Raw genomic sequence first — 24,994 nt, 5'->3', positions numbered from 1 at the left:
TGCCATGCCGATTTTGATTGCCGAACACGACCACGCCCGCTATGCCGCGCTGCTGCGCGCCGCGCAGCCCGATCTGGAGCTGATCGCCACCGATGACCCCGCCGAACTGGCGCAGGCGGCCGGCGCCTGCGCGATCTGGCTGGGCCAGCCGGACCTGGTCGCCACCCTGTTGCGCCAGGGCCTCAAACCGCAGTGGCTGCAGTCGACCTGGGCCGGCATCACCCCGCTGCTGGCCCCGAGCCTGCCGCGCGACTACCGGCTGAGTCGCGCGGTGGGCATCTTCGGCCAGGTGATGGCCGAGTACGTGCTCACCTATGTGCTCAACCACGAGCGCGAGGTGCTGGCGCGGCTGACCAGCCAGGTGGTGCGCGAATGGCACAATCAGCCGCCGCACAGCCTGGCCGGGCGCCGTGTGCTGATCGTCGGCTGCGGTGACATCGGCCAGAGCGTGGCGCGCTTCCTCGCGCCGTTCGGCATGCAGTTGTTCGGTATCGCCCGCGAGCCGCGCGAGCTGGCGCCTTTCCAACGGGTGGCGGGGCTCGAGGCGCTCGGCGAGTGGGTCGGCGAGGCCGACTACGTGGTCAACCTGCTGCCCGACACGCCGGCCACCGAGGACATCTACGACGCGGCGCTGTTCGCCCGCTTCAATCCCCATGCGCTGTTTATCAATGCCGGGCGCGGCAGTGCGGTGGTCGATGCCGACCTGGTCGCCGCGCTGCGCGACGGCGAGCTGGCCGGCGCGGTGATCGATGTGTGCCGCCAGGAGCCGCTGCCATCGCGTCATCCGTTCTGGACCGCCTACGGGCTGTTGCTCACCGGGCACAGTTCGGCGCCGACCCAGCCGCCGCTGATGGCCGAGCTGTTCCTCGGCAACCTGCGGCGCTTCGCGAACGGCGAACGGCTGCACGGCGAAGTGGATTTCGCCCGCGGCTACTGAGCCGCGCGCCGCGCCATTCGGCGCGCCAGCCTTGGCCGGCGGGTCGTGCGGCGCTAGACTGCCGCCCTTTTCCGAGACCGTCCTCCACGCACCATGGCCGCTAAAGTCCAACCCTTCTGGAAACGCAAAACCCTCGCCGAACTCGACCGCGACGAGTGGGAGTCGCTGTGCGACGGGTGCGGCCTGTGCTGCCTGCAGAAGCTCGAGGACGAGGAGGACGGCAGCGTCTACTACACGCGCATCGCCTGCAAATTGCTTGACCTGAACACCTGCCGCTGCAGCGACTACGCCAACCGCCGCCAGTTCGTCCCCGACTGCATCCAGCTCACCCCCGGCCAGGCCAGCGAATTTCGCTGGCTGCCGCCGACCTGCGGCTACCGCCTGGTCGCCGAAGGCCTCGACCTGCCGCCCTGGCACCCGCTGGTCTGCGGCGATCCGCAAGCGGTGCACAAGGCGGCGATTTCCCAGGTCGGCAACATGCTCAGCGAGAACGCCGTCGCCGAGGATGACTGGGAAGAGCACATGATCTTCCGCGCGGGCTAGCCAGTTCCCGTCTAATTTCTGGATGCGGGTTGGGAGCAGGGCTGCGTCTCTCATCCGTTGTAGGAGCGAATTTATTCGCGATCCGTGCAAGCGCGGGCTAATCGCGGATGAATCCGCTCCTGCAGGTGAGATGATTGCTTCGTGCAGAAAACTCACCGACAACTTGCTTGTCCAAGCGGCTCTGGCATTAGGTCCGGTCCCGCGCGGCGGGCGTATGGACAGAACATTTCAAGGAGCCGTCAGCGTGCAAGCCTTCCGCACATCCCTCGCCTTTGCCCTCGCAGCCTCGCTGTGTGCCCCGGTCTGGGCGGCGAAGAAGATCGACCTCGACTACCAGGTGCGCTTCGTCCCGGAGGCCGACCAGGCCGAAGTCAGCCTGACCCTGGAAGACGGCAAGGCGGTGCGCAGCCTGCGCTTCGACCTTGGCGACAAGGGTTACTACAGCGACTTCAAGGCCGACGGCCACTGGCAGCAGGACACCGACGGCCTGCATGGCACGTGGAATCCGGCCGACGGCAAGAGCCGCCTGAGCTACCGGGTGAAGGTCAGCCACCCGCGTGACAACGGCCGTTTCGATGCGCGGATGACGCCGGACTGGGCGCTGCTGCGTGGCGACGACCTGGTGCCGAGCGCCGAGTTGGATCAGGCGCAGGGCACCGAACTGGTGTCGCGCCTGCAGTTCGAGCTGCCGAAAGGCTGGAAGAGCGTGGAAACCGGCTGGCCGCGGGTCGGCAAGAACCGCTTCCGCATCGACAACCCGTCGCGCCTGCTCGACCGGCCGACCGGCTGGATTCTCGCCGGCCAGCTCGGCACGCGTCGCGCACGCCTCGGCGAAACCGAGGTCACCGTCGCCGCGCCGGTCGGCGAGGGGCTGCGGCGCATGGACGTGCTGACCCTGCTGACCTTCGTCTGGCCGGAAGTGCAGGCGGTGTTCCCGCGCGATCCTGGCAAGTTGCTGGTGGTCGGCGCGGGCAACCCGATGTGGCGTGGTGGGCTGTCCGGGCCCAACTCGCTGTTCATGCACGCCGACCGGCCGCTGGTCAGCGAGAACGGCACCAGTTCGCTGGTGCACGAGCTGGTCCACGTGTTCAGCGGTATCCGCGATACCGACGGCAGCGACTGGGTCAGCGAGGGTATCGCCGAGTACTACGCCATCGAGCTGCTGCGCCGCGCCGGCGGGATGAGCGAGGACCGCTACCAGCAGGTGCGCGAATCGCTCGGCAAATGGAGCCGCAAGGTCACCAGCCTGCGCGGCGAACAGGCCAGCGGCCCGGTCACTGCGCGCGCGGTGCTGCTGTTGCAGGACCTCGACCGGGAGATTCGCCAGCGCAGCCAGAAGCGCTATTCGCTGGACGACGTCGCCCGTGGCCTGATGCGCCTGGACAAGGTGTCGACCAAGGAATTCATCGAGATCAGCGAAGACCTGATGGGCGGGCCGTCGAAGGTGCTCGACACGCCGCTGCTGAAGTAGCGATGCGCCGCCTGCCGTCCCTCACTGCCCTGCGTACCTTCGAGTGCGCCGCGCGGCACGCGCATTTCGGCCGCGCCGACTTCGGCGAGCGCCACCTGCAGATCACCCTGCACCTTTACGAGCAGCCGGTGCTCGGTGCTCGGCGAGGAGATCGACCTGGCGATCAGCTACGGCACCGAGCCACTGTGCTGACCGCCAACTCCAGGCTTGCTGCGATCTGACGGTAAGTCTGGCGTGTCTGTCATAGGGCGATGATGTGCTCGATGACTGTTTGCGCCATGGCATGGGGGGCAATGAGCGGGGCGCTAGGAGCGATCCATCAGGCCAGGCTTGCCTTCTTCCCGGAAACACTTGAGCCATTTGTAGACGGTTCGAACGCTCACACCATCGGCCTGGGCCACGCAAGCCACATTGGATGCGTTCGATCAAAAGGGTTCGACCACGTGGGGTAAGGCGGACATTTTTATGCAGGTTCATCCGGGGCTCCTGGAAGGCTTGGTTGGTCGCACTTCCAGAATTCCGGGGATGCCCGGATGAACAACCTACTGAGAGATCACCGCTAGACCAGCTGCCAGCACGTCGTCGTGCTCACGGATCAGTTCGTGGGGGGGGGGGCATGGCAACCATGCCGCCGCTCTGGCCATTGCCAGGCTGTCGGCGGTACTTGAATTGCGATTCCTGCAGGCCGATGGCCAGCTAATATCACCTCAGCCTGCAGGCTTTCCATGCGCGCAGGTAACAACAGGAACGCAGGCCCGATGGCCCGCTCTCGGTTTCAGAGAGGGTCATGGGATTCTCCAGGCATGGCTCTATATCGATATGCGGGGTCGTTCTCAGCGTGATATCAATGCCGTATCATTCGGCACGCCAGTACAGGCAGCACGGACTAATAAAAATAAGCCAATCAAGGAATGTCATGACAAGTAACTTCAAATCTTCAGTAGTTGCCAACGAGCAACTTCTGCCTGCGATTCATGGGCTCAGAGGGCTTGCTGCAGTAGCAGTTGTCTTGTATCACCTTCCTCGACTTGTCGATATACAAACTCCGGAAAGATTTTTATTTATTTATCATTATTTTGGATATTCGGTCCACCTGTTTTTTGTTCTCAGTGCGTTTTCACTAATGCACACGACAGAGAAGAGGATAACCGAGAAAGGCTGGTGTCATGACTATGCGATAAAGAGGTTCTTTAGGATTGCCCCGCTATTTTACTCATTCCTAGCGTTCGAGATCATTAGGCAGGTGATGACTTGGAAACTCATTGCCAGCACAAACGACATACTTCTGAACTTGTCTTTCACTTTCGGATTCGTGCCTTTCTCTGGAATAGTGTGGGGAGGCTGGTCAGTTGGTGTTGAGATGATATTCTATGCGTTACTCCCAGGCTTGATGCTCCTCACAAGTACACATCGATCTGCACTTCTCTTGATGATAGCCAGTATCGTCGTATGCTACTCTATTCGATATAGCCTGCAGGATGCATATTTAAGCGCTTCGTCCAGGCCGCAATGGAGTTGGTCATATTTTTCTTTCGCCTCCAATTTCTGCTACTTCGCAATGGGGATTTATGCGTATCGTGCCAGCAAGTTTTTCAAGAAAGGCACAAATATCTGTAGGGTGATAATACCTCTGGCAACTTCTGCGCTACTGGTATCACTATGCTTCTTCAAGCTTGGTGAGCTTGTAATCGATAACGGGAGGTTGGATATAATCCTATGGGGAATAGGATTCACAGGGCTGGTGATATGGCAAACGCACTACCCAAGCAGAGTGCTTGCCAACAAAGCATTCGAATTCCTGGGGGAAAGAAGCTTCAGCATCTATCTAAGTCATCCCGTCATAATCGAATGCCTGAAGGGACCACTTCTCTCCATGTATGGCGCTGTAGCTGCGTATGTCGGAACTTACGCATTCTTCCCATGTGCAGCATTTCTGCTCATCACTGTACTTCTTGTCTCCGAGGTCACCTATCGGCTAATTGAGGTTCCTGGGATCCGACTTGGGCGCAGTCTGATAAATAGACGGAAGTCCGCACAAGCCGCAGTGACGGTCGCTTAGTGATGGACGGTCACTCCGGCCACCCATCATCGAGCATCACTGCGGTATAGGCCAACGCATAAACGACGTATTGTCGATCCGCCTCAGCGAAATTCGGATAAGGGGGCGTTCGTGCAGAAGAGGACCAAGGCCAAGTTGGTAGTGACTATGACGCCGGATCTTGAGCAGGTCATAGCTAATGCAAAGGCTTTGCCGAGGAGAATACGCAGATGATCCTGTTCTGCTCCCGAGCAGGGAAGCCGGTCAGCCACGATACGGTCAAGGTCGCGTTCAATAAGCTCAGAAAGAAAACTGGGATCGAGGACGTGACAATTCACGATATCCTCGCGAAGTCCCTTACCGACGCAGACGCCGAAGGGCAAGAGTGCTCAAGCCTTGGGCAGTCACTCCGATCTCAGGATGACCGCACGATACCTCAGGGGGCGGTTGCCGAAGATCGCCCTGCCCCCGAAATGCCGATTCAGGCACGCTGAGTATTAGACAGACCACCCCATGTCAAATAGACAGACCTTCCTGGAACCAAGCGAAATCACGCTTTCGGTTCACACCCCGATGATGCCGCAGTACTGGAAGCTGGCAGGGAACGTAGGATGGGGCGAGGAGCGTAGCAACGATACCCATCGAGCGATGCTGCCGGGCAGCACTTCGCTCGACCCAGCCTACGCCTTGGCGGTCTTGCCCAGTTCCGCCAGACGCCTGCCGGCGGCATCCAGTTCGCTGCGGATCTGTTCCAGTTCGGCGCGGGTTTCCGCCAGGTAGCGTTTGGCCGGGCACTGCCCGGTGATGCCGCGGAACAGGCTGACGCCGCCGATGGCGAGCTCCAGAGCGCCGATCAGGCCGCCGCGGCGCAAACCCTTGCCGATCAACAGGGCGCCGCTGCCGAGGCAGGCGGCGCGTTCCCAGCCGTGCACGTTGGGCGCGTGGTCGGTGGCCAGGCGGTTCAGGGGGGGGGCGGCGTCGCTCATGGTGGAATCTCCGGATAGTCCTTGTCTTATCAGGGACCGCGCCGCCGCGCCGGCGTTCAGCCGATGTCGTCCTTGCCCTTGAGCAGGTCGGCGAGGCTGCCGAAGGCCTTGTAGGTGGTCTTCGGCGCCAGCGGGCTGGCGGTCGAGCCTTCGGCGAAATACTGCTGGTCGGTGTAGCGGGCGTGCTCGTTGTCGTGGCAGTAGAGGCACAGCAGCTCCCAGTTGGAACCGTCCTCGGGGTTGTTGTCGTGGTTGTGGTCGCGGTGGTGCACGGTCAGCTGGCTGAGGTTCTTGCCGGAGAACTCGCGCGCGCAGCGGCCGCAGACCCAGGGGTACATCTTCAGCGCTTTCTCGCGGTAACCCTCCTCGCGGCGGCGTTGGGTGCCGGAGGAGGTCTTCGGGTTGTTCATGGCGTACCTGGCGATCATCGGTTGGCTGGTGTGGACAGTTTAGCCCGCGGGTCGGCTCGGGCGCCCGGCCGCGCGGGGTGGGATAAGCTGGTGGTGGGTTTCCTGTCGGGAGAAGGCTCATGCGCATGCGTCACGTGGCACTGCTCCTCGCCCTCGCGGGCCTGCCGGCCCTGGCCGCGCCGCCCGGCTCGCCGGGCACGCCGACACCGACACCCTTCGGCCAGCCGGTGCCGTACCAGGCGCCGCAGGGCATCTCGCCCAGCCATCCGCCGCTGCTCAACAACGGCAACACCCGCCTGCCGACCAGCGTCACCCCCAACCCGCGCGACCAGGACCTGCCGTTGCTCAAGGAACAGCTGCGGCGCAACAGCCAGGGCGAGGAACCGGAGCGACCGAAGAAGCGCGAGGAGTAGTTGGGGTAGGGTGGAAAATCGCGCAGCGGAGCGCCGTCCGGTGTTTTCCGCCAAGAGCAGTGGGTAGGATGGTTCGAGGTCCAGGTTAATTCCGCCCCTCACCCCAGCCCTCTCCCGGAGGGAGTCATCGAGGTTCGTTCCTGGCAGTGAGCGTTGACACAGCCCGTAGGGTGGATAACCGCGAAGCGTTATCCACCACAGCGCGGTGGCTGTGCAAGGCGCCATCCCCCCTACGCCGGGCTGTTCAGCACCTTGAGCAGAAACGCATACTCCAGCGCCACATCCTTGAGCGCCTGATAGCGCCCGCTCATGCCGCCATGCCCGGCGCCGAGGTCGGTCTTGAGCAGCAGCAGGTGCGCATCGGTCTTGCTGGCGCGCAGCTTGGCCACCCACTTGGCCGCTTCCCAGTACTGCACGCGGCTGTCGTTGTAGCCGGCCACGGCGAGGATCGCCGGGTAGGCCTGGGCGCGCACGTTCTCGTAGGGCGCGTAGCCCTGGATGCGGGCGAACACCTCGGGGTCGTTGGGATCGCCCCATTCGTCGTACTCGGTGACGGTCAGCGGCAGGTCGGGGTTCTGCATGGTGTTGAGCACGTCGACGAACGGCACGTCGGCGATCGCGGCGGCGAACAGCTCCGGGCGTTGGTTGAGCACCGCGCCGATCAGTAGGCCGCCGGCGCTGCCACCGCTGATCGACAGCTGCGCCGGGCTGCTCAGGCCTTCGGCGAGGAGGTGCTCGGCGCAGGCGATGAAGTCGTCGAAGGTGTTCTGCTTGTGCGCCAGCTTGCCGGCGCGGTACCAGGCTTCGCCGAGTTCGCCGCCGCCGCGTACGTGGGCAATGGCGAACACGAAGCCGCGGTCGAGCAGGCTCAGGCGGGCATGGGAGAACCACGGGTCGAGGCACTCGCCATAGGCGCCGTAGCCGTACAGGTGCGCCGGCGCGGGCTGTCCGGCGGCCAGCACCTCACGGCGCGCCACCAGGCTGATCGGCACCTGCGTGCCGTCCGGCGCGCGGGCCCACAGCCGGCGGCTCTCGTAGGCCTCGGCATCGAACGGGCCTTCCACCGGGGTTTCCTTGAGCACCCGCTGCGCGCCGCTGGCGAGGTCGAGCTGGCGAATCTGTGCCGGACGATTGAGCGCCTCGTAGCGCAGGCGGATCACCGGGCTGTGGAATTCCAGGCTGTCCTGCACGTGCAGGCTGTAGGCCGCATCCGGCAGTTGCAGGCGCGTCGGCGCCTGGCCTGCGGCACGCACCTCGAGCACCGGCAGGCCGCCTTCGCGCAGGCTGAGGATCAGCGCGTCGCGGTTGAGGGTGACGCTTTCCAGCATCACCTGCGGGTCGTGGGCGATCAGCTCGCGCCAGTGCGGGCGCTCGGGGGCGGCCTCGCTCGCGGCATACAGGGCGAAGTTGATGCCGCTCTGGTTGCTGCGGATCAGCCAGGTCCATTCGCCGTCCAGGCGGCCATGGTCGGCGTAGTACTCGTGGTCTTCCTCGCGCGGCGCCAGGCAGCGGAACGCGCCATCGGGCTGCTCGGCATCCAGCACCCAGGTTTCGCTGGTGGTCTTGCTGCCGAGCAGGATGACCAGCTGGCGCTCGGAACTGGCGCGGTAGCAGTGCAGGAAGAAGCGTCCGTCGCTTTCCTCGAACACCCGCTCGGCGCCGTCGCGGCCCAGGCGGTGGCGGTACAGCTGGTGCGGCCGGTGGGTGTCGTCGAGGGTGGCGAAGAACAGTGTCTGGCTGTCGTTGGCCCAGGTCAGGCTGCCGTCGCAGTCGTCGAAGGGCAGGGCGGTGATGGCGCCAGTGGCGAGGTCCTGCACATACAGCTGGTAGATTTCGTCGCCGCTGGTGTCGAGGCTGTAGGCCAGCTTGCTGTGATCGGGGCTGACGTTGAACGCGCCGAGCGCCAGGTAGCCGCCGCCCGCCAGGGCATTGGGGTCAAGCAGCAGTTGCTCGGCGCTTTCGTCGACCTGCAGCGAGTCGCCGGCTGGGCGCGGGCAGCGGTAGTGACGCGGGTACTCATCGCCGGCGGTGGTGCGCGTGTAGTACAGCCAGGGGCCCCACGGCGTTGGCAGCGACAGGTCAGTCTCGCGGATACGCGCCTTGATCTCCTGGAACAGCTGCTCGCGCAGCTCGGCCTGCCCGGCGAGCTCGGCCTCGAGGTAGGCGTTTTCCGCCTTCAGGTGCTCGAGCACCTCGGCGCTGTCGCGATTCTCCAGCCAGCGATAGGGGTCGTTGCCGGGTTCGAGACGCGCAACCGGGGCGTGGGACATGGAGTTCTCCTCAGGGGCGGTAGACGGCGAGTAAGCCGGTCCGGCGAAAAGTCGCTATCATAAGCCCCCCTTCTCCAGCCCCGCCAACGAACCGCAATGATCGAAAACGAGAACCTGCTTGTCTGGACCGCCTATGCCGTTGCGGCACTCGGTTGCCTGCTGGTCTGGTGCCGGCTGACCGGCTGGATGTGGCGCTATGTGCGCGAGCCGCTGCGGGTGATCGTCGCGGTGCTGCTGTTTTCGCCGACCATCGTCGACCCCGGCAAGGAGCTGTTCGCTCCGGCCATCGCGGTGATCGCCCTGGACATGCTGTTCAAGGTCGGCACCAACGCCTGGCATGCGGTGGCGGACCTGGCCATTTACGGCATCGTGGCGTTCTCCGCCTACCTGATCTTCTGCTTCCTGCGCTGGCCGGTGGAGCGCTGGTGGAAGGCCCGACGCGCCGCCAACAGCGCGCCGGCGGAAGTCGAAGACGAACGCACGCTGCGCGAGATCATGGCGCGCGAGCAGGCCCCGGCGGCCGACACCCGCGACGACCGCAACGGCGACCGCCGCCTGCGCATCGAGCCGCGTCTGTAACCTTCGCGGCGCGCTCCCGGCCGGATCGCTTGATTCTGCCGGGCTGCCCATTCAGCATGGGCCCATTGCCTTTCAGGAAGCCCACATGGACTGCGTGTTCTGCGCCATCGGCAGCGGTCGGCTGCCGGCTCATCGTCTGTACGAAGATGAGCATTTCCAGGTCATCCTCGACATCTACCCGCTGCGCCCCGCCCATGTGCTGGTGGTCAGTCGCGAGCACGCGCCGTACCTCAGCGACCTGTCCGCCGCCGCGCGCGAACGACTGCTGACCCTCACCGAGCGCCTGACCCAGGTGCTGCGCGCCAGCGGCTACGGCATCGAGGGCATCAACCTGCTGATCAACGACGGCCCGGTGGCCAACCAGCACGTGCCGCACCTGCATCTGCACCTGATTCCGCGCCGCCCGGGCGACCTGCCGGCGTTCCTCTGGCGCGCCGTGACGCGCTTTCTGCCCTTCGGGCGCAAGGCTCTGCAGGCGCGCCTCACGCGTGAAGCCGAGCAGTTGCGCCACACCTTGCAACGAGAGTCCTGAGCCATGTGCGAACTGCTGGGCATGAGCGCCAATGTGCCGACTGACATCGTCTTCAGCTTTACCGGCCTGATGCAGCGCGGTGGCGGCACCGGTCCGCACCGCGACGGCTGGGGTATCGCCTTCTACGAGGGCCGCGGCCTGCGGCTGTTCCAGGACCCGGCGGCCAGCGTGCAGTCGGAGGTGGCCAAGCTGGTGCAGCGTTACCCGATCAAGAGCGAAACGGTGATCGGCCACATCCGCCAGGCCAACGTCGGCCGGGTCTGCCTGGCCAACACCCACCCGTTCGTGCGCGAGCTGTGGGGGCGCAACTGGTGCTTCGCGCACAACGGCCAGTTGGCCGGTTTCCAGCCGTTGCCGACCTTCTACCGGCCGGTCGGCGATACCGACAGCGAGGCGGCGTTCTGCGACCTGCTCAACCAGGTGCGCGCGGCGTTTCCCGAGCCGGTGGCGGTGAACATCCTGCTGCCGACGCTGATCAATGCCTGCAACGGCTATCGCGCCAAGGGCGTGTTCAACTGCCTACTCAGCGATGGCGACTGGCTGTTCGCCTTCTGCTCGACCAAGCTGGCGCGCATCACCCGCCGCGCGCCGTTCGGCCCGGCGCAGCTGAAGGACGTTGACGTGACGGTCGACTTCCAGGCGGAAACCACGCCCAACGACGTGGTCACGGTGATCGCCACCGAGCCGCTGACCGCCAACGAGACCTGGACCATCTACCAGCCCGGCGACTGGAGCCTGTGGCGCCGCGGCGAGTGCCTTGCCCACGGGCAAGTCGGAGCAATCGGGGGATAAGCGCGACATGTTCAGAAGTTATCTGCGTCTGGTGGTGTTCGCCCTCGGCCTGCTGGTCGGCGTGCAGGTGCCGGGCTTCGTCGACGACTACGCCAAGCGCGTGGCCGCCCATCGTGCCGAGTCGGAGGAAAGCCTCAGTGGCTTCCGCGAGACCGCCGCGCGCTTCTTCAACGGCGACCTCAATGCGCTGGTTGCCCACTACCGCGCCAGTCCCGACGCAGTGGTGCGCAGCGACGCCGACAGCGTCGCCCATCTGGTCGGCCGCGCCGAGTTGCTGGAGGCTGAATGGCTGGCCATGCAGGGGCGCTGGTACGCGCAGCTCTGGCACCTGCTGAGCGGCGCCGACCGCACGCTGCTGCAGGAAACCTGGGACAACTACAGCTACCAGGTGCTGCTGGCACCCGAGGCGATCGCCTGGGGGCTCGGCGCGGGCCTGCTGCTCGCCTGGCTGGTGGAGTTGCTGGCGCTGGGCATCGGTTGGACCTTTGGCGTCGGCCGCACGCACAAGACCATCGCCTACGAGAAGCGCCATTGGCGCTGACGCCGCTGGCCGCTCTACAGGACTGCTGCGAGCAGGTGCTGCAGGGCGACGCGGCGACCCTGCAGGCCTTGCAGGCCGCAGGGTTCGACTGCCGGGTGGGGTACTGGGCGTTCGGCTTGCCTGAGCTGTATCGCCACTTGGGCGGCGGCGATGACGCCAGCTACCGGCGCTGGCTGCAGCAGCTGTACGCCGGTGATCTCAACACCCGGCTGCGCGAACTGGGCGCGGAAATCGCCATTCTCGACAATCGCGGCAAGGTCGCTCTGAACCGCTACTGCCTGCGTCGCCTGGCAGATTAGATCGGTTGCCGGCGTGGCGACCGCCGAGCGGCCACCACGCGCGACAGTCTTCAGGCGTGGCGCTGCAGGCGGCCGAACAGCCAGGCGCTGATCAGCCCAAGTGCCGCCCAGAACAGCGCATTGGTCAGCAGCGAGGCATAGATGAACTCCTGCCCCAGCGCGGCCGGCGCCAGGCTTTCATGCACCTCCGGATGCGGCGCGCCGATCAGGTGCGGCAGCGGCAGCAGTAGCACGCCGAGCACGCGCAGCGCCCAGTGCCGGCCGAACGCCAACAGGCCAAGGCCGACTGCGGTGGCGGCGGCGGTGCCGATCCACCAGTACTGACGCAGCAGCAGGTCGGCCGCCGCGGTGCCCGGCACTTCCGGAGGCAGGCCGAGCGACGGCGCGAGGCTGAAGGTGGCGAAGCCGGCCAGGCCCCAGAGCAGGCCCTGCCAGGTTTGTTGCGGGCTGCGCAGCGCATAGAGGCCGGCGAGCATCAGGGCAAAGCCGACGGCGACGACCAGATTGCCCAGGCCGGTGAACAGCGTGCGCTGCAGACCGTCCTCCGGCGCCCAGGCCTCGACGTCGTGCTCATGGCTGGCATGCTCGTGGGCAGCGGTCCCCGCAGCGTGCTCGTGCGGCTCGACCGCCGGCGCGGCGTTTTCGTAGGTTTCCGCCTGGAGGATCAGCGGGCTGACCCAGAAGCTTTGCAGCAGGGTCAGCAACAGGGCGGCGAGCAGGCCGGAGAAGCCCGCGGTCTGGGCAATTTGCTTGATCATCGGGCAGTCCTCAATGGCACGGAAACGCGGCGCTGTGGCGGGTGTCATGGGCGGCGTTGTGGACCACCTCCATGTGCGAGAAACCGGCGAAGTAGATCAGCGCGGCGCCGACCAGCAGGCTGCCGACGGCGAGCAGCAGGCGTTGCGAGACGGGCAGGGAGACGGCAGAGCTGGACGGCAGCGTGCGGGTAGTCATGGGAGATCCTTCCAGGGGTCGAGAAACGGCACGCGTGGAAGGACACAGCACAAAACGGGCAGGGCGGCCCGATTCCGGCGTGCACCCGCCCACCGCGGGTTGCCAAACAGGTTCCAGGCCGGTCTCCGGGCTTGCGACGGCTGTCGGCTGACAGCTGCGGATTCCGCCTTCCCATGCTGAGCACAGTGGCTGTGGAACCCTACGTACGCTTACCGTTGCGGGGGCAGCGCCGGACTCGTACGACCCTTGCGGATCGGACCCACCGGCTTCCCGTTTCACCTCGCGCACGTCGGCGCGAGACACCTGAAACAGGCGGCTAGCAGACCATGAAGGCTGCGCGAGGGTCAACTCGGACGATGGCCGGCCGATTGCGAGGACCGCCTCGAACCGCTACCCTGCGCGGCATCGAACAGGTGCCCCGAGCGCGATCGCGCAACGGGTGAAACGGGAAGTCCGGTGACCGCGTGGCAACCGCCACAGCGCATTCCGGCGCAGCCCCCGCTGCTGTAGAGCCTGACGCAATCGCGAGATGCCACTGGGAAACCGGGAAGGCGCGATTAGCGGACGAAGGCGAGCCAGAAGACCGGCCTGATCGAATGAACGCGTACCCCGGGGTGTGGGTGTGGCCGGTGCTGTTGCTTGCCCGTTGGGCAGTATTCCTTCAGTCGTCGTCATCAGGTCGAGGCGTGTACGCGTCTTGCCATTCCCCGTCGTTACGCATGAATTCCCTCGCCAGTCGCAGGAGTTGTCGTGATCGACGAAGACAAGAAACGCAGCCACAACGAGCGCATGCAGCGCAAAAAAGCCGTGGTGGATGCCGGCATCGAGCGGGCGCAGATCGAACGCGGCGTGGTGGTGCTGATCACCGGCAACGGCAAGGGCAAGAGCACCTCGGCGTTCGGCACCCTGTACCGCGCCCTCGGCCACGGCCAGCGCGCCGGCGCGGTGCAGTTCATCAAGGGCACCCAGGCGTCCGGCGAAGTGATCTACCTGCAGCAGCACGCGCCGCTGGTCGACTACCACGCCATGGCCACCGGCTTCACCTGGAACACCCAGGACTGGGACCAGGACAAGGCCGCCGCCGACGAGGCCTGGGCTGCCGCCGCGCGCATGCTGGCGGACGCGCGCCTGCACCTGGTGGTGCTCGACGAGCTGACCTACATGCTCAAGTACAACTACCTCGACGCCGCCAGCGTGGTCGCCGCGATCCGTGCGCGACCCAGCCATCAGCACGTGATCATCACCGGTCGCGCTGCCAAGCCCGAGCTGGTCGAACTGGCCGACACGGTCAGCGAGATCCGCGACGTCAAGCACGCCTTCAGCGCCGGGGTGAAAGGCCAGGCGGGCCTGGACTTCTGATGAGCCGCCTGCGTGCCTGGCTGGCGGCGCTGCTGCTCGCCGCCCCCGCAGTGTGCGGCGCCGCGCTGCCCAGCGTGGTGTCGACCAACCTCTGCGCCGACCAGTTGGCGCTGAGCCTGGCCGCGCCCGGGCAGCTGCGCTCGGTGTCGGCGCAGAGCCAGGACCCGCGTGTCTCGGCGATGCCCGAAGCGGCGCGGCGCTACCCGGCCAATCACGCCACGGCGGAAGAGATCATCGCCCTGCGACCGGGCCTGGTGCTCGCCTCGCGGCGCTGGCAGAGCCACAACCAGGCTGAATTGCTGCGCCGCCACGGCATCCGTGTGCTGGTGGTGCCGTACCCGACCACCTGGGCGGAAATCTTCGCCACCACCGAACTGGTGGCCAAGGCGCTCGGCCGCGAGCAGGCCGGTGCCGCGCTGGTCGCCGACGTGCAGGCACGCCTGGCCCGCCTGCAGCAGCGTCCGCGGCCGTTCAGCGCGGTCTACCTGCGCCCCAACGGTGGCAGCGCCGGCGCACATACCTACGTCGACACGGTGTTCCAGGCGGTCGGCGTTGAGAACCAGCTAGCCGCGCGCGGTCGCACGGGCTGGGGCCGCTACGCCCTGGAGGAGCTGGTCAGCGCGCCGCCGGATGTGTTCGTCACCTCCGCGATGCTGATCGACCAGGGCTACGCCAAGTCCGGTTACTCGCGGCATCCGCGCCTGCAACAGCTGCTCGCCAGCCGGCCGGTGATCGCCATACCCGGCAACCAGTGGGGCTGCAGCGACTGGCAACTGATCGTCACCGCCGAGCAACTGGCCGCGCGCCTCGATGCGCTGGCCGTCAACGGGCAGGGGCGACCATGACGCGCTGGCTGCCGAGTCCGCTCAACCTGCTGTTGCTGCTCGCCCTGGCGCTGCTGTTCGTCGCCTCGCTGGGCATCGGCGCAGTGCCGTTGTCGGCCGTCGAGGTCGGCCATGCGCTGCTGGCGCCGAGTCAGGCCGGCGGCGACCTGGCCGACCTGCTGGTGCAGCAGCAGATCATCGTCAATGAGATCCGCCTGCCGCGCGTGCTGCTGGCGATCCTCGTCGGCCTGTCGCTGGGCGCCGCCGGCGCCGCCTTGCAGGGCCTGCTGCGCAACCCGTTGGCCGAGCCGGGGTTGCTCGGCGTCAGTTCCAGCGCCAGCCTCGGCGCGGTGCTGTGCCTCTATTACGGTTACGCCGGGCTCAGCCATTGGCTGCTGCCGGCCTCGGCGATGGGCTGTGCGGCGGCCGCCACGCTGCTGCTGTACCTGATCGCGCGGCGCCGGGCGAGCAACCTGACCCTGCTGCTGGCCGGCATCGCGCTGTCCTCGCTGGCCGCCGCACTGACCTCGCTGGCGATCAACCTGGCCCCCAATCCCACCGACATGCAGGACATCGTGCTGTGGCTGATGGGCTCACTGAGCGACCGCAGCTTCGCCGACGTGCAGCTCTGCCTGCCGTTCATCCTCGCCGGCCTGGCGCTGCTGTTCGCCTGCGGGCCGCAGCTCGATGCGCTGACCCTCGGCGAGGACGAGGCCAGCAGTCTCGGCGTCAGCCTGCCGCGCCTGCGCCTGCAGATCATCCTCGGCACCGCGCTGTGCGTCGGCGCCAGCGTGGCGGTGACCGGCGCCATCGGCTTCGTCGGCCTGGTGGTGCCGCACCTGCTGCGCCGCTGGGTCGGCTATCACCCGGCGCGCCTGCTGCTCAGCAGTGCGCTCGGCGGCGCGGTGCTGCTGCTCGCCGCCGACATCCTGCTGCGCCTGGTCAGTGGCGAGCAGGAGCTGATGCTCGGCGTGGTCACCGCGCTGCTCGGCGCGCCGTTCTTCCTCGCCCTGGTGTTGCGCCAGCGCACGGTGAGCGCATGAGCCGCCTGCGCCTGGACGGTGTGGGCGTCGAGCTGCACGGCCAGCGCCTGCTCGACGGCGTGTCGTTGCAACTCGAGGCCGGCGAACTGCTCGGCCTGATCGGCCCCAACGGCGCCGGCAAGAGCAGCCTGCTCAAGGCCGTCGCCCACCTGCTGCCATACCGCGGCACGATCCACCTGGATGACCAGGACCTGGCGCACCTGTCGCCACGCCAGCGCGCTGTGCGCCTGGCCTACCTGGGGCAGGGCGACCAGAGTAGCTGGCCGCTGCGCCTGCGCGACTACGTTGCGCTCGGGCGCCTGCCACACCGCGGCGCCTGGAGCCACGGCGCACGCCTGAGCGGCGCCGACGCGGCGGCGGTGGAGCAGGCCATCGAACAGATGGCCCTCGGCGCGCTGGCCGCGCGGCGCTTCGATCAACTCTCTGGCGGCGAACGCGCCCGGGCCCGGCTGGCCCGCGCCCTGGCGGTCGGCAGCCCGCTGCTGCTCGCCGACGAGCCGGTCGCCGCGCTCGATCCGTTCCACCAACTGAACGTCATGGAACTGCTGCGCCGCCAGTGCGCGCAGGGCCGCAGCGCGCTGGTGGTGCTCCACGACCTGACCCTGGCCAGCCGCTTCTGCGACCGTGTACTGCTGCTCGACCAGGGGCGCATGGTCGACTGCGGCAGCCCGCGGCAGGTCCTCACGCCGCGCCACCTGCAGCAGGTCTACAAGGTCCAGGCGATGCTCGGCGAGCACCAGCAGCAACCCTTCATCCTGCCCTGGGCCTGCCGCCCGGACGAGGTCGCGCCATGAGCACCCACCTGACCCTCTGTGAAACCTGCGGCCACGACCCCGCGCAGCCCGACGCGGTGCGCAAGGGCGAGCAGTTCGCCCGCGAGGTCGAGCGCCTGCTGCAGGCACAGGCCGTCAGCGCCGCGCCGCTGACGATCAGCCGCACGCGCTGCCTGATGGCCTGCCAGCGCCACTGCACCGCGCTGCTGCGCGCGCCGGGCAAGATCGGCTATGTGCTCGGCGACTTCGCCCCGCACCGCGAGGCCGCCCAGGCGCTGCTCGACTACGCCCGCCACTACCAGCATTCCGCCACCGGCCAGGTGCCATTTCGCGACTGGCCGGCCGGCATCAAGGGCAAGTTCATCGCCCGCATCCCCGTTCTCGACGACTGAATACCCGGAGCACCTCCATGACCGCCAAGATCCCCGTCACCATCGTCACCGGCTTCCTCGGCGCCGGTAAGACCACCCTGCTGCGCCACATCCTCGAGAACGCCAACGGCCGGCGCATCGCGGTGATCGTCAACGAGTTCGGCGAGCTGGGCATCGACGGCGAAATCCTGCGTGGCTGCGGCATCGGCTGCGACGAGGACGGCGGCGAGCAGGCCGGCAGGCTCTACGAGCTGTCCAACGGCTGCCTGTGCTGCACCGTGCAGGAAGAGTTCTACCCGGTGATGCGCGAGCTGATCGAGCGCCGCGGCGAACTCGACCACATCCTCATCGAGACCAGCGGCCTGGCGCTGCCCAAGCCGCTGGTGCAGGCCTTCCACTGGCCGGAGATCAAGAACGCCTGCACCGTCGACGCGGTGGTGACCCTGGTCGACGTGCCGGCCACCGCTGCCGGCCAGTTCGCCGCCAACCCGCAGGCGGTCGACGAGCAGCGCCGCGCCGACCCCAACCTCGACCACGAATCGCCGCTGCACGAGCTGTTCGAGGACCAGTTGCTGGCCGCCGACCTGGTGGTGCTGAACAAGGCCGAACTGGTCGACGCCGCCGCCCTGGCCGCGGTCGAGGCGCTGGTGCGCGAGGAGCTGCCGGCCCAGGTCAAGGTGCTCGCCAGCGATCGCGGCCGTCTGCCGCTGGAGGTGCTGCTCGGCCGCGCCAGTGCCTCGGAGGAGAGCATCCACTTGCGCGAGAGCCACCACGACCACGGCGACGACGAGCACGAACATGACCACGACCAGTTCGATTCGGTGGTGGTCAAGCTGCCGGTGGTCGACCGCGAACGCCTGCTTGCCACGTTGCAGGCCCTGGTCGAGCGTCACGGGATTTTCCGCGTGAAGGGTTTCGTCGCCCTGGCGGACAAGCCGATGCGCCTGGTGGTGCAGGGCGTCGGCCAGCGTTTCGACGCCTACTTCGATCGCCGCTGGAGCGAGGGCGAAACGCCCGGCACCCACCTGGTGCTGATCGGCCAGGCGCTGGACGCCGAGGCGCTGCGCACGGCCCTCCACGACGCGGTGCTCTGAGCCATGCACATGCTCTCGGCGCTGCCCGGCGGTTACGTCGACGAGAGCGGCGCGACCATCACCCGGCTCGACCAGGACCCGGCGGACATCGTCATCCTCAGTGCCGCCGACACCACCCTGGCGCTGCTGGCGGCCTGTCACCCGCAGGTCCGCGAGCCGCACGCCTCGTTTCCCTCGGTGCGCCTGGCCAACCTGCTGCACCTGCGTCAGCCGGCGTCCATCGACCTGTACCTCGACGAGGTGCTGCAGCATGCACGGCTGATCGTCATCGACCACCTCGGCGGCGAGAGCTACTGGCCGTACGGCACCGAGCAGGTGGTCGCGCTGTGCCGGCGCAAGCACATCGGCCTGGCGATGTTCTCCGGCGACATGAGCGAGGACCCCAACCTCGCCGCGCAGAGTACCGTCGCCGCCGATGACTGCCACCAGCTGTGGCGCTACCTGCGCGAGGGCGGGGCGGGCAATGCGCGGCAGCTGTACCGCTTCCTCGGTGCGCGCTTCTTCGGCCTCGATCTGCCGGTGCAGCCGCCGCGTGCGTTGCCGCCGGTGGCGGTGTTCCACCCGCAGGTCGACAGCGCCTCGGTCGATAGTTGGCAGCCACGCTGGACGCCCGGCGCGCCGTGCGTGGCCGTGCTGTTCTACCGCGCGCACCTGCAGGCGGGGAACACCCGGGTGTTCGCCGAACTGTGCGACGGCTTGCTGGCGCGTGGCCTCAATCCGCTGCCAATCGCCCTGCTGTCGCTGAAGGACGCGCTGTGCGTGGCGACCCTGCGCAGTCTGTGCGCCGAACAGCAGGTCGCGCTGATCCTCAACACCACCGCGTTCGCCCATTCGGCGATGGACGACCCCGGCGATCACGCCCTGGTCGGCGACATCCCGGTGCTGCAGGTGATGCTTTCCGGCGGCAATGAGCCGAGTTGGCGCGTCGATCCGCACGGTCTGCAGCCACGTGACATGGCCATGCTGGTGGCGTTGCCGGAGGTCGACGGGCGCATCATCAGCCGGGCGATCAGCTTCAAGGGCCTCGGCCAGCGCAGCGCGCTGACCCAGAGCGACCTGGTCGAGTATCAGGGCCTGCCTGACCGCATCGCCTTCGTCAGCGAGCTGGCGCAGCGCTGGTGCCGGTTGCGCGGGCTGGCCAACGCCGACAAACGCGTGGCGCTGGTGCTCGCCAACTACCCGACCCGTGAGGGTCGCCTGGGCAACGGCGTCGGCCTGGACACGCCGGCTTCGGTGATCGGCATCCTGCAGCGCCTGGCGGACGAGGGCTACCGCGTCGACGGCATCCCCGCCGATGGCGATGCGCTAATGCAGGCGCTCAAGCAGGGCATCACCAACGACCCCGAGCAGTGGGAGCTGCGCCCGGCGCGGCAGAGCCTGGCGCTGGCCGATTACCTGGCGTTCTTCGCCGCGCTGCCAGAGGCCAACCGCACGGCCATCGTCGCGCGCTGGGGCGCGCCCGAGCAGGACCCGATGCTACGCCAGGGGCGCTTCATGATCGCCGGCCTGCGGCTGGGGCAAGTATTCGTCGGCATCCAGCCGGCGCGCGGCTACCAGCTCGACGCGCTGGCCAACTACCACGACCCTGACCTGGTGCCGCCGCATCATTACCTGGCCTTCTACCTGTGGCTGCGCACAGCCTGGGCCAGCGATGCGATCGTCCACGTCGGCAAGCACGGCAACCTCGAATGGCTGCCCGGCAAGAGCGTGGCGCTCAGCGAGGAATGCTGGCCGGAGCTGGTGTTCGGGCCGTTGCCGCATCTCTATCCATTTATCGTCAACGACCCCGGCGAGGGCAGCCAGGCCAAGCGCCGCGCCCAGGCGGTGATCATCGACCACCTGATGCCGCCGCTCACCCGCGCCGAGAGCTACGGGCCGACCCGTGATCTGGAGCGGCTGATCGACGAGTTCTACGAGGCGCTGACCCTCGACCCGCGCCGTGCCGGGCTGCTGCGCAAGCAGGTGCTGGCGCTGATTGTCAGCCACAACCTGCACGCCGACCTGGGCCTGGCCGCACCGCGCAGCGAGGAAGAAGAGCAACTGCTGCTCAATCGCACCGACAGCTACCTGTGCGAGCTGAAGGAAAGCCAGATTCGCGACGGCTTGCATGTCTTCGGCCAGTCGCCGCACGGCCGCCTGCTGCGCGATACGCTGCTGGCCCTGGCCCGCCACGGCGTGGCCGACGGCCAGGGGCGCAACGCCAGCCTGGTTCGTGCGCTGGCCCGCGACCTGCTGCCGGACGCCGGCTTCGACCCGCTCACCGGCGACTGGGCGCAACCCTGGCAGGGCCCACAGCCGGGGGCGCTGCTGGCGGTCAGCGACGAGCCCTGGCGCACCCACGGCGATACCCGCGAGCGCATCGAGTTGCTGGCTCTGCAGCTGCTGGAGTCCCCAGGTAGGAGCGAATTAATTCGCGATGGGGCCGACGCGGAGGCCACCGATGCGCTGATCGCGAATGAATTCGCTCCTACAGCAGCGGGATGGCCTCACTCCAGTGCCGTGCTGCAGCGCGTCGACGATGACCTGCGTCCGCGCCTGCTGGCCTGTGGCGAGCAGGAGCTGTATCAGCTGTGCCGCGGCCTGGCCGGGCGCTTCGTGCCGCCGGGGCCGAGCGGTGCGCCGTCGCGTGGGCGGCCGGATGTGCTGCCGACCGGGCGTAACTTCTTCTCGGTGGACACGCGGATGATCCCCACGCCGACTGCCTGGGCGCTCGGCGAAAAGTCCGCCGCGCTGCTCATCGAACGCTTCGTCCAGGACCACGGCGACTACCCGCGCAGCCTCGGCCTTTCGGTGTGGGGCACGGCGACCATGCGTACCGGCGGCGACGACATCGCCCAGGCCTTCGCCCTGATCGGCGTGCGCCCGCAGTGGGCCGAGGGCAGCTGGCGGGTCACCGATTTCGAGGTGCTGCCGGCGCGGCGCCTGGGCCGGCCACGGGTCGACGTGACCCTGCGGGTGTCTGGTTTCTTCCGCGACGCCTTCGCCAACGTCATGCAGATGTTCGACGCCGCGGTGCAGAAGGTCGCCGAGCTGGACGAACCGGCGGCGCTCAACCCGATCCGCGCGCGCATCCAGCGCGAGACCGCCGAGCTGCAGGCCCAGGGCGTCGATGCGCAGAGCGCGCGGCGGCGTGCCGGCTTCCGCATCTTCGGCGCCAAGCCGGGTGCCTACGGCGCCGGCCTGCAGGGCCTGATCGACTCGCGCGACTGGCAGGGTGACGCCGACCTGGCGCGTGCCTACCTGAACTGGGGCGGCTACGCCTACGGCCAGCAGGTGTACGGCGAGGCGCGCCGCGACAGCTTCGCGCAGCGCCTCGGCGAGTTGCAGGCGGTGGTGCAGAACCAGGACAACCGCGAGCACGACCTGCTCGACTCCGACGACTACTACCAGTTCCAGGGCGGCATGACCGCCGCGGTGCGCCACCTGAGCGGCCAGCAGCCGGCGATCCTGTTCGGTGACCACAGCGACCCGCAGGCGCCGCGCATCCGCAGCCTCGAAGAGGAGGTCAGCCGGGTGATGCGTGCGCGGGTGACCAACCCGAAATGGCTGGAGGGCGTGAAACGCCATGGCTACAAGGGCGCCTTCGAGATGGCCGCGACGGTCGACTACCTGTTCGCCTACGACGCCACCACCGGCGTGGTGCGCGACGACCAGTACGCCTGCCTGACCGACGCCTACCTGAACGACCCGGCGACCCGCGAATTCCTCCGTCAGCACAACCCGGATGCCCTGCTGGAGATCGGCGAGCGTTTGCTCGAAGCGATCCAGCGCGGTCTCTGGCAGGCGCCGGGCGACTACCGCGAGCAGATCGAAGAACATCTGCTGGCCGCCGAACACCAGCTGGAAGGATGACCATGACGCCACGTCCGCAATACCCGTTCAGTGCCCTGCACGGCCAGCCGCAACTGCAGCTGGCGCTGTTGCTCGCCGCCATCGACCCGCAGATCGGCGGGGTGCTGATCGAGGGGCCGCGCGGCACCGCCAAGTCGACCAGCGCCCGTGCGCTGGCCGAACTGCTGCCGGGCCACCGCTTCGTCAACCTGCCGCTGGGCGCCAGTGAGGAACAGCTGCTCGGTTCGCTGGATCTGCAGGCCGCGCTGCAGCACGCCGAAGTAGCCTTCAAGCCCGGTCTGCTGGCCCGTGCCGACGGCGGCGTGCTGTATGTCGATGAGGTCAACCTGCTCGCCGACGGGCTGGTCGACCTGCTGCTCGACGTCTGCGCCAGCGGGGTCAACTGCATCGAACGGGACGGCATCTCCCATCAGCACGAGGCGCGCATCGCCCTGGTCGGCACCATGAACCCAGAGGAGGGCGAGCTGCGCCCGCAGCTGCTCGACCGCTTCGGCCTGTTCGTGCGCCTCGGTGCGCAGCTCGACCCGGCCACCCGCGAGGCCATCGTGCGCAGTCGGCTGGCGTTCGACCGTGACCCGGCAGGTTTCGTCGCACGCCAGCGCGACGCCCAGCAGGCGCTGGTCGCGCGCCTGGAGCAGGCGCGCGCGCGAGTGGGCGAGCTGGCCTTCGGCGATGCGCTGCACCGCCAGGTCAGCAACCTGTGTCACGCCGCCGGGGTGGAGGGCGTGCGCGCCGACCTGGTCATGCTGCGCGCCGCCGCCGCGCATGCCGCCTGGCTGGGGCAGCAGGCGATCGGCGAGGCGGACGTCGAGGCGGTCGCCGAGCTGGTCCTCGCCCATCGGCGCAAGACGCCGCCGCCCGAGTCGCCGGGTGCAGCCGCCGGCAATCCGCCACCACCGGCCTCGGCCGCCCGGCAGTCTGGCCAGGACTGGGGCGCGCTGCCGCCGCAGGCGGTGCCGACCGCGGCGCTCAGCGGGGCGAGGCCGCTGCCGACAAAAAAGCCTTGAGCCCCGGTCTTGCTCCCGGCGTGCACGCCCAGACCGGCGGCCGCCAGGGGCGCAGCCGGGCCAGCGGCGCCACGCCGAGCCGCAGCATCCACTGGCCGCGCACCCTGCTGCGCAAGGCGAACGCGGCGCTGCGCCTCGAACACCTGTGCTTTCGCCCGCGAGCCGATCAGCACGGGGTGCTGCACTGCCTGCTGCTGGATTGCTCCGGCTCGATGCTCAAGCAGCGCAACCTGGCCTTGGCCAAGGGCCTGCTGCTGCACTGGACTGCGCAGCTGTACCGGCAGCGTGACGAGCTGGCGGTGATCGCCTTCGCCGGCGACCAGGCGCGCTTGCTGCAAGCGCCGCGCAAGGCGGTGGCATTCAACGAGGTGTGGATTAGCGCGATCGCCGGCGGTGGCGGCACGCCGCTGGACGCCGGTCTGCAACTGGCCGAACAGCTGCTCGGCAAGGTGCGGCGCCGCTCCCCGGGCAAGCGCATTGGCCTGTGGCTGCTCAGCGACGGACGCTTCAGCCAGCTACCGCCACGCCCGGCGCATGCCGACTTCTGCGTGGTGGTGGATTTCGAGCGCGCTGCGTTGCCGCTCGGCCGTGCTGCGCGCCTGGCGCGACTGTGGGACGCCGAGCATGTCGCCGCGGCGGAGCTGCTCGGCCGGAGCTGAATCTGGCTGACATGAAAACGGGCCTTGCGGCCCGTTAGTCACTTGGTCAGGAATTTCATCCCGTCTTCCAGCCCGCGCAGGGTCAGCGGGTACATCTGATCGTTGAGCAGGTCGCGGACGATGCCGGTGGAGGAGGTGTAGTTCCAGGTGTCCTTCGGATACGGGTTGATCCAGATGAGCTTCTTGTACTTGTCCATGAAGCGCTGCATCCACACGTAGCCGGCTTCCTCGTTCCAGTGCTCGACGCTGCCGCCGGCCTGGGTGATCTCGTAGGGCGCCATGGCCGCGTCGCCGACGAACACCACTTTGTAGTCCGGGCCGTACTTGTGCAGCAGGTCCTGGGTCGAGGTGCGTTCGCTGCTGCGGCGCAGGTTGTTCTTCCACACCGATTCGTAAATAAAGTTGTGGAAGTAGAAGTACTCAAGGTGCTTGAACTCGGTCTTGCACGCCGAGAACAGCTCTTCGCAGACCTTCACGTGGGCGTCCATCGAACCGCCGATGTCGAGCAGCAGGAGCAGCTTCACCGTGTTGCGCCGTTCCGGGCGCATCTGGATGTTGAGCAGGCCGCCGTCTTTCGCGGTGTGGTCGATGGTGCCGTCGAGGTCGAGTTCTTCCGCCGCGCCTTCACGGGCGAACTTGCGCAGGCGGCGCAGGGCGATCTTGATGTTGCGCGTGCCCAGTTCCACCTGGTCGTCGAGGTTCTTGTACTCGCGCTGGTCCCAGACCTTGACCGCCTTGCCCTGGCGCTGGCCGGCGTCGCCGACGCGGATGCCTTCCGGGTTGAAGCCGCCGGAGCCGAACGGACTGGTGCCGCCGGTACCGATCCACTTGTTGCCGCCGGCGTGCTTTTCCTTCTGCTCTTCGAGGCGCTTCTTGAACTCCTCGATCAGCTTGTCGAGACCGCCGAGGGTCTTGATCTGCGCCTTCTCTTCGTCGGTCAGGTGCTTCTCGAATTCCTTGCGCAGCCATTCCTCGGGAATCATCGCCTCGAGGAAGTCGTCGAGCTTGTCCAGGCCTTTGAAGTAGGCGGCGAACGCGCGGTCGAACTTGTCGAAATGCCGCTCGTCTTTGACCATCACGGTGCGCGCCAGGTAGTAGAACTCGTCCATGTCGGCGAACACGACGTTGTGCTTCAGCGCGTTGATCAGGTCGAGCAGCTCACGCACCGAGACCGGCACCTTGGCTGCGCGCATTTCGTTGAATAGGTTGAGCAGCATGGCTGCACCCTCAAAGTTGTTGCGGACGTC

28 protein-coding genes and 2 riboswitches are annotated in these 24,994 nt (G+C 67.4%); of the genes, 21 read left to right on the top strand and 7 right to left on the bottom strand.

Annotated elements, in window-relative coordinates:
* Positions 1-4: 4 nt before the first annotated feature.
* The 4 genes from JQX08_RS02185 to JQX08_RS02170 all read left to right on the top strand — a co-directional run bounded on the left by JQX08_RS02185 (position 5) and on the right by JQX08_RS02170 (position 3,172).
* A complete protein-coding gene (locus tag JQX08_RS02185) occupies positions 5-937 on the top strand; it encodes a D-2-hydroxyacid dehydrogenase (protein ID WP_204914381.1) in 933 nt (310 codons plus the stop codon).
* A gap of 93 nt (positions 938-1,030) precedes the next feature.
* Positions 1,031-1,480 carry a YcgN family cysteine cluster protein gene (locus JQX08_RS02180; RefSeq protein WP_204914380.1) on the top strand — a complete coding sequence of 150 codons (450 nt, stop codon included), beginning with the start codon at positions 1,031-1,033 and terminating at the stop codon, positions 1,478-1,480.
* Between the two features lie 244 nt (positions 1,481-1,724).
* On the top strand, positions 1,725-2,951 hold the full coding sequence (locus JQX08_RS02175; protein WP_430472490.1) for a hypothetical protein: 1,227 nt from the start codon (positions 1,725-1,727) through the stop codon (positions 2,949-2,951).
* 2 nt (positions 2,952-2,953) lie between these two features.
* Positions 2,954-3,172, top strand: coding sequence for a hypothetical protein (locus JQX08_RS02170; protein ID WP_204915346.1), 219 nt, complete (start codon positions 2,954-2,956; stop codon positions 3,170-3,172).
* Positions 3,173-3,256: 84 nt separating this feature from the next.
* Here JQX08_RS02170 and JQX08_RS22440 read toward each other — a convergent pair whose 3' ends face one another.
* Complete coding sequence (locus tag JQX08_RS22440; protein ID WP_430472504.1) at positions 3,257-3,334, bottom strand: leucine zipper domain-containing protein; 78 nt, start codon at positions 3,332-3,334, stop codon at positions 3,257-3,259.
* Between the two features lie 533 nt (positions 3,335-3,867).
* Here JQX08_RS22440 and JQX08_RS02160 point away from each other — a divergent pair.
* Both JQX08_RS02160 and JQX08_RS02155 read left to right on the top strand, forming a co-directional pair.
* Entirely contained in the window at positions 3,868-5,010 is a 1,143-nt protein-coding gene (locus JQX08_RS02160) for an acyltransferase family protein (protein WP_204914378.1), read from the top strand.
* Positions 5,011-5,219: 209 nt separating this feature from the next.
* A complete protein-coding gene (locus JQX08_RS02155) occupies positions 5,220-5,483 on the top strand; it encodes a site-specific integrase (RefSeq protein ID WP_204914377.1) in 264 nt (87 codons plus the stop codon).
* Between the two features lie 186 nt (positions 5,484-5,669).
* Here JQX08_RS02155 and JQX08_RS02150 read toward each other — a convergent pair whose 3' ends face one another.
* Both JQX08_RS02150 and JQX08_RS02145 read right to left on the bottom strand, forming a co-directional pair.
* Positions 5,670-5,975, bottom strand: coding sequence for a YgaP family membrane protein (locus tag JQX08_RS02150; protein ID WP_204914376.1), 306 nt, complete (start codon positions 5,973-5,975; stop codon positions 5,670-5,672).
* 56 nt (positions 5,976-6,031) lie between these two features.
* Positions 6,032-6,403, bottom strand: coding sequence for a YajD family HNH nuclease (locus JQX08_RS02145; RefSeq protein WP_430472489.1), 372 nt, complete (start codon positions 6,401-6,403; stop codon positions 6,032-6,034).
* A gap of 101 nt (positions 6,404-6,504) precedes the next feature.
* Between JQX08_RS02145 and JQX08_RS02140 the strand changes: the two genes are divergently transcribed.
* A complete protein-coding gene (locus tag JQX08_RS02140; protein WP_204914375.1) occupies positions 6,505-6,798 on the top strand; it encodes a hypothetical protein in 294 nt (97 codons plus the stop codon).
* 230 nt (positions 6,799-7,028) lie between these two features.
* Here JQX08_RS02140 and JQX08_RS02135 read toward each other — a convergent pair whose 3' ends face one another.
* Entirely contained in the window at positions 7,029-9,068 is a 2,040-nt protein-coding gene (locus tag JQX08_RS02135) for a S9 family peptidase (RefSeq protein ID WP_204914374.1), read from the bottom strand.
* A gap of 96 nt (positions 9,069-9,164) precedes the next feature.
* Between JQX08_RS02135 and JQX08_RS02130 the strand changes: the two genes are divergently transcribed.
* From JQX08_RS02130 to JQX08_RS02110, 5 genes are all read left to right on the top strand, one after another.
* The gene (locus JQX08_RS02130; RefSeq protein ID WP_204914373.1) at positions 9,165-9,647 is read left to right on the top strand and encodes an MFS transporter; all 483 of its coding nucleotides are present in this window, start codon (positions 9,165-9,167) and stop codon (positions 9,645-9,647) included.
* A gap of 85 nt (positions 9,648-9,732) precedes the next feature.
* Complete coding sequence (locus tag JQX08_RS02125) at positions 9,733-10,179, top strand: HIT family protein (protein ID WP_204914372.1); 447 nt, start codon at positions 9,733-9,735, stop codon at positions 10,177-10,179.
* Between the two features lie 3 nt (positions 10,180-10,182).
* A complete protein-coding gene (locus JQX08_RS02120; protein ID WP_204914370.1) occupies positions 10,183-10,971 on the top strand; it encodes a class II glutamine amidotransferase in 789 nt (262 codons plus the stop codon).
* A 7-nt stretch (positions 10,972-10,978) separates the two neighbouring features.
* Positions 10,979-11,512 carry a DUF2937 family protein gene (locus tag JQX08_RS02115; RefSeq protein ID WP_204914368.1) on the top strand — a complete coding sequence of 178 codons (534 nt, stop codon included), beginning with the start codon at positions 10,979-10,981 and terminating at the stop codon, positions 11,510-11,512.
* Positions 11,503-11,811: a hypothetical protein gene (locus JQX08_RS02110; RefSeq protein ID WP_204914366.1), complete on the top strand. Its 309-nt coding sequence runs from the start codon at positions 11,503-11,505 to the stop codon at positions 11,809-11,811. Before JQX08_RS02115 ends, JQX08_RS02110 begins: the two co-directional genes overlap by 10 nt.
* A gap of 50 nt (positions 11,812-11,861) precedes the next feature.
* Here the strand turns inward: JQX08_RS02110 and JQX08_RS02105 are convergent, their stop codons facing one another.
* The gene (locus JQX08_RS02105) at positions 11,862-12,569 is read right to left on the bottom strand and encodes a CbtA family protein (protein WP_204914365.1); all 708 of its coding nucleotides are present in this window, start codon (positions 12,567-12,569) and stop codon (positions 11,862-11,864) included.
* 10 nt (positions 12,570-12,579) lie between these two features.
* Positions 12,580-12,765 (bottom strand): CbtB domain-containing protein, encoded by a 186-nt coding sequence (locus JQX08_RS02100; RefSeq protein ID WP_204914364.1) that lies wholly within the window; start codon positions 12,763-12,765, stop codon positions 12,580-12,582.
* 99 nt (positions 12,766-12,864) lie between these two features.
* Positions 12,865-13,087, bottom strand: a riboswitch (cobalamin riboswitch).
* 72 nt (positions 13,088-13,159) lie between these two features.
* Positions 13,160-13,371, top strand: a riboswitch (cobalamin riboswitch).
* 144 nt (positions 13,372-13,515) lie between these two features.
* Between JQX08_RS02100 and cobO the strand changes: the two genes are divergently transcribed.
* Genes cobO through JQX08_RS02055 form a run of 9 tightly spaced genes read left to right on the top strand, consistent with a single transcriptional unit; the run spans position 13,516 to position 23,747 of the window.
* Positions 13,516-14,124: a cob(I)yrinic acid a,c-diamide adenosyltransferase gene (cobO, locus tag JQX08_RS02095; RefSeq protein ID WP_430472488.1), complete on the top strand. Its 609-nt coding sequence runs from the start codon at positions 13,516-13,518 to the stop codon at positions 14,122-14,124.
* Entirely contained in the window at positions 14,124-14,969 is an 846-nt protein-coding gene (locus JQX08_RS02090; RefSeq protein WP_204914363.1) for an ABC transporter substrate-binding protein, read from the top strand. Before cobO ends, JQX08_RS02090 begins: the two co-directional genes overlap by 1 nt.
* Entirely contained in the window at positions 14,966-15,991 is a 1,026-nt protein-coding gene (locus JQX08_RS02085; protein ID WP_204914362.1) for a FecCD family ABC transporter permease, read from the top strand. The genes JQX08_RS02090 and JQX08_RS02085 overlap by 4 nt, the downstream gene beginning before the upstream one ends.
* On the top strand, positions 15,988-16,785 hold the full coding sequence (locus tag JQX08_RS02080; protein WP_204914361.1) for an ABC transporter ATP-binding protein: 798 nt from the start codon (positions 15,988-15,990) through the stop codon (positions 16,783-16,785). Before JQX08_RS02085 ends, JQX08_RS02080 begins: the two co-directional genes overlap by 4 nt.
* Positions 16,782-17,156 (top strand): DUF1636 family protein, encoded by a 375-nt coding sequence (locus tag JQX08_RS02075; protein WP_204914360.1) that lies wholly within the window; start codon positions 16,782-16,784, stop codon positions 17,154-17,156. The genes JQX08_RS02080 and JQX08_RS02075 overlap by 4 nt, the downstream gene beginning before the upstream one ends.
* A 17-nt stretch (positions 17,157-17,173) precedes the next feature.
* The gene (cobW, locus tag JQX08_RS02070) at positions 17,174-18,229 is read left to right on the top strand and encodes a cobalamin biosynthesis protein CobW (protein ID WP_204914358.1); all 1,056 of its coding nucleotides are present in this window, start codon (positions 17,174-17,176) and stop codon (positions 18,227-18,229) included.
* Positions 18,230-18,232: 3 nt separating this feature from the next.
* Positions 18,233-22,081, top strand: coding sequence for a cobaltochelatase subunit CobN (gene cobN / locus JQX08_RS02065; protein WP_204914357.1), 3,849 nt, complete (start codon positions 18,233-18,235; stop codon positions 22,079-22,081).
* A 2-nt stretch (positions 22,082-22,083) separates the two neighbouring features.
* Positions 22,084-23,088: a magnesium chelatase ATPase subunit I gene (locus tag JQX08_RS02060; RefSeq protein ID WP_204914355.1), complete on the top strand. Its 1,005-nt coding sequence runs from the start codon at positions 22,084-22,086 to the stop codon at positions 23,086-23,088.
* The gene (locus tag JQX08_RS02055; RefSeq protein WP_204914353.1) at positions 23,085-23,747 is read left to right on the top strand and encodes a vWA domain-containing protein; all 663 of its coding nucleotides are present in this window, start codon (positions 23,085-23,087) and stop codon (positions 23,745-23,747) included. The genes JQX08_RS02060 and JQX08_RS02055 overlap by 4 nt, the downstream gene beginning before the upstream one ends.
* A 38-nt stretch (positions 23,748-23,785) precedes the next feature.
* Here JQX08_RS02055 and JQX08_RS02050 read toward each other — a convergent pair whose 3' ends face one another.
* The gene (locus JQX08_RS02050) at positions 23,786-24,964 is read right to left on the bottom strand and encodes a vWA domain-containing protein (protein WP_204914351.1); all 1,179 of its coding nucleotides are present in this window, start codon (positions 24,962-24,964) and stop codon (positions 23,786-23,788) included.
* Positions 24,965-24,994: the final 30 nt, after the last annotated feature.

The organism is Zestomonas insulae (genome assembly GCF_016901015.1).
In the GTDB taxonomy this organism is placed as follows: Bacteria; Pseudomonadota; Gammaproteobacteria; order Pseudomonadales; family Pseudomonadaceae; genus Aquipseudomonas; species Aquipseudomonas insulae.
The sequence above is the reverse complement of the archived record's forward strand: the minus strand, read 5'-3'. Positions and strand labels throughout refer to the sequence as shown.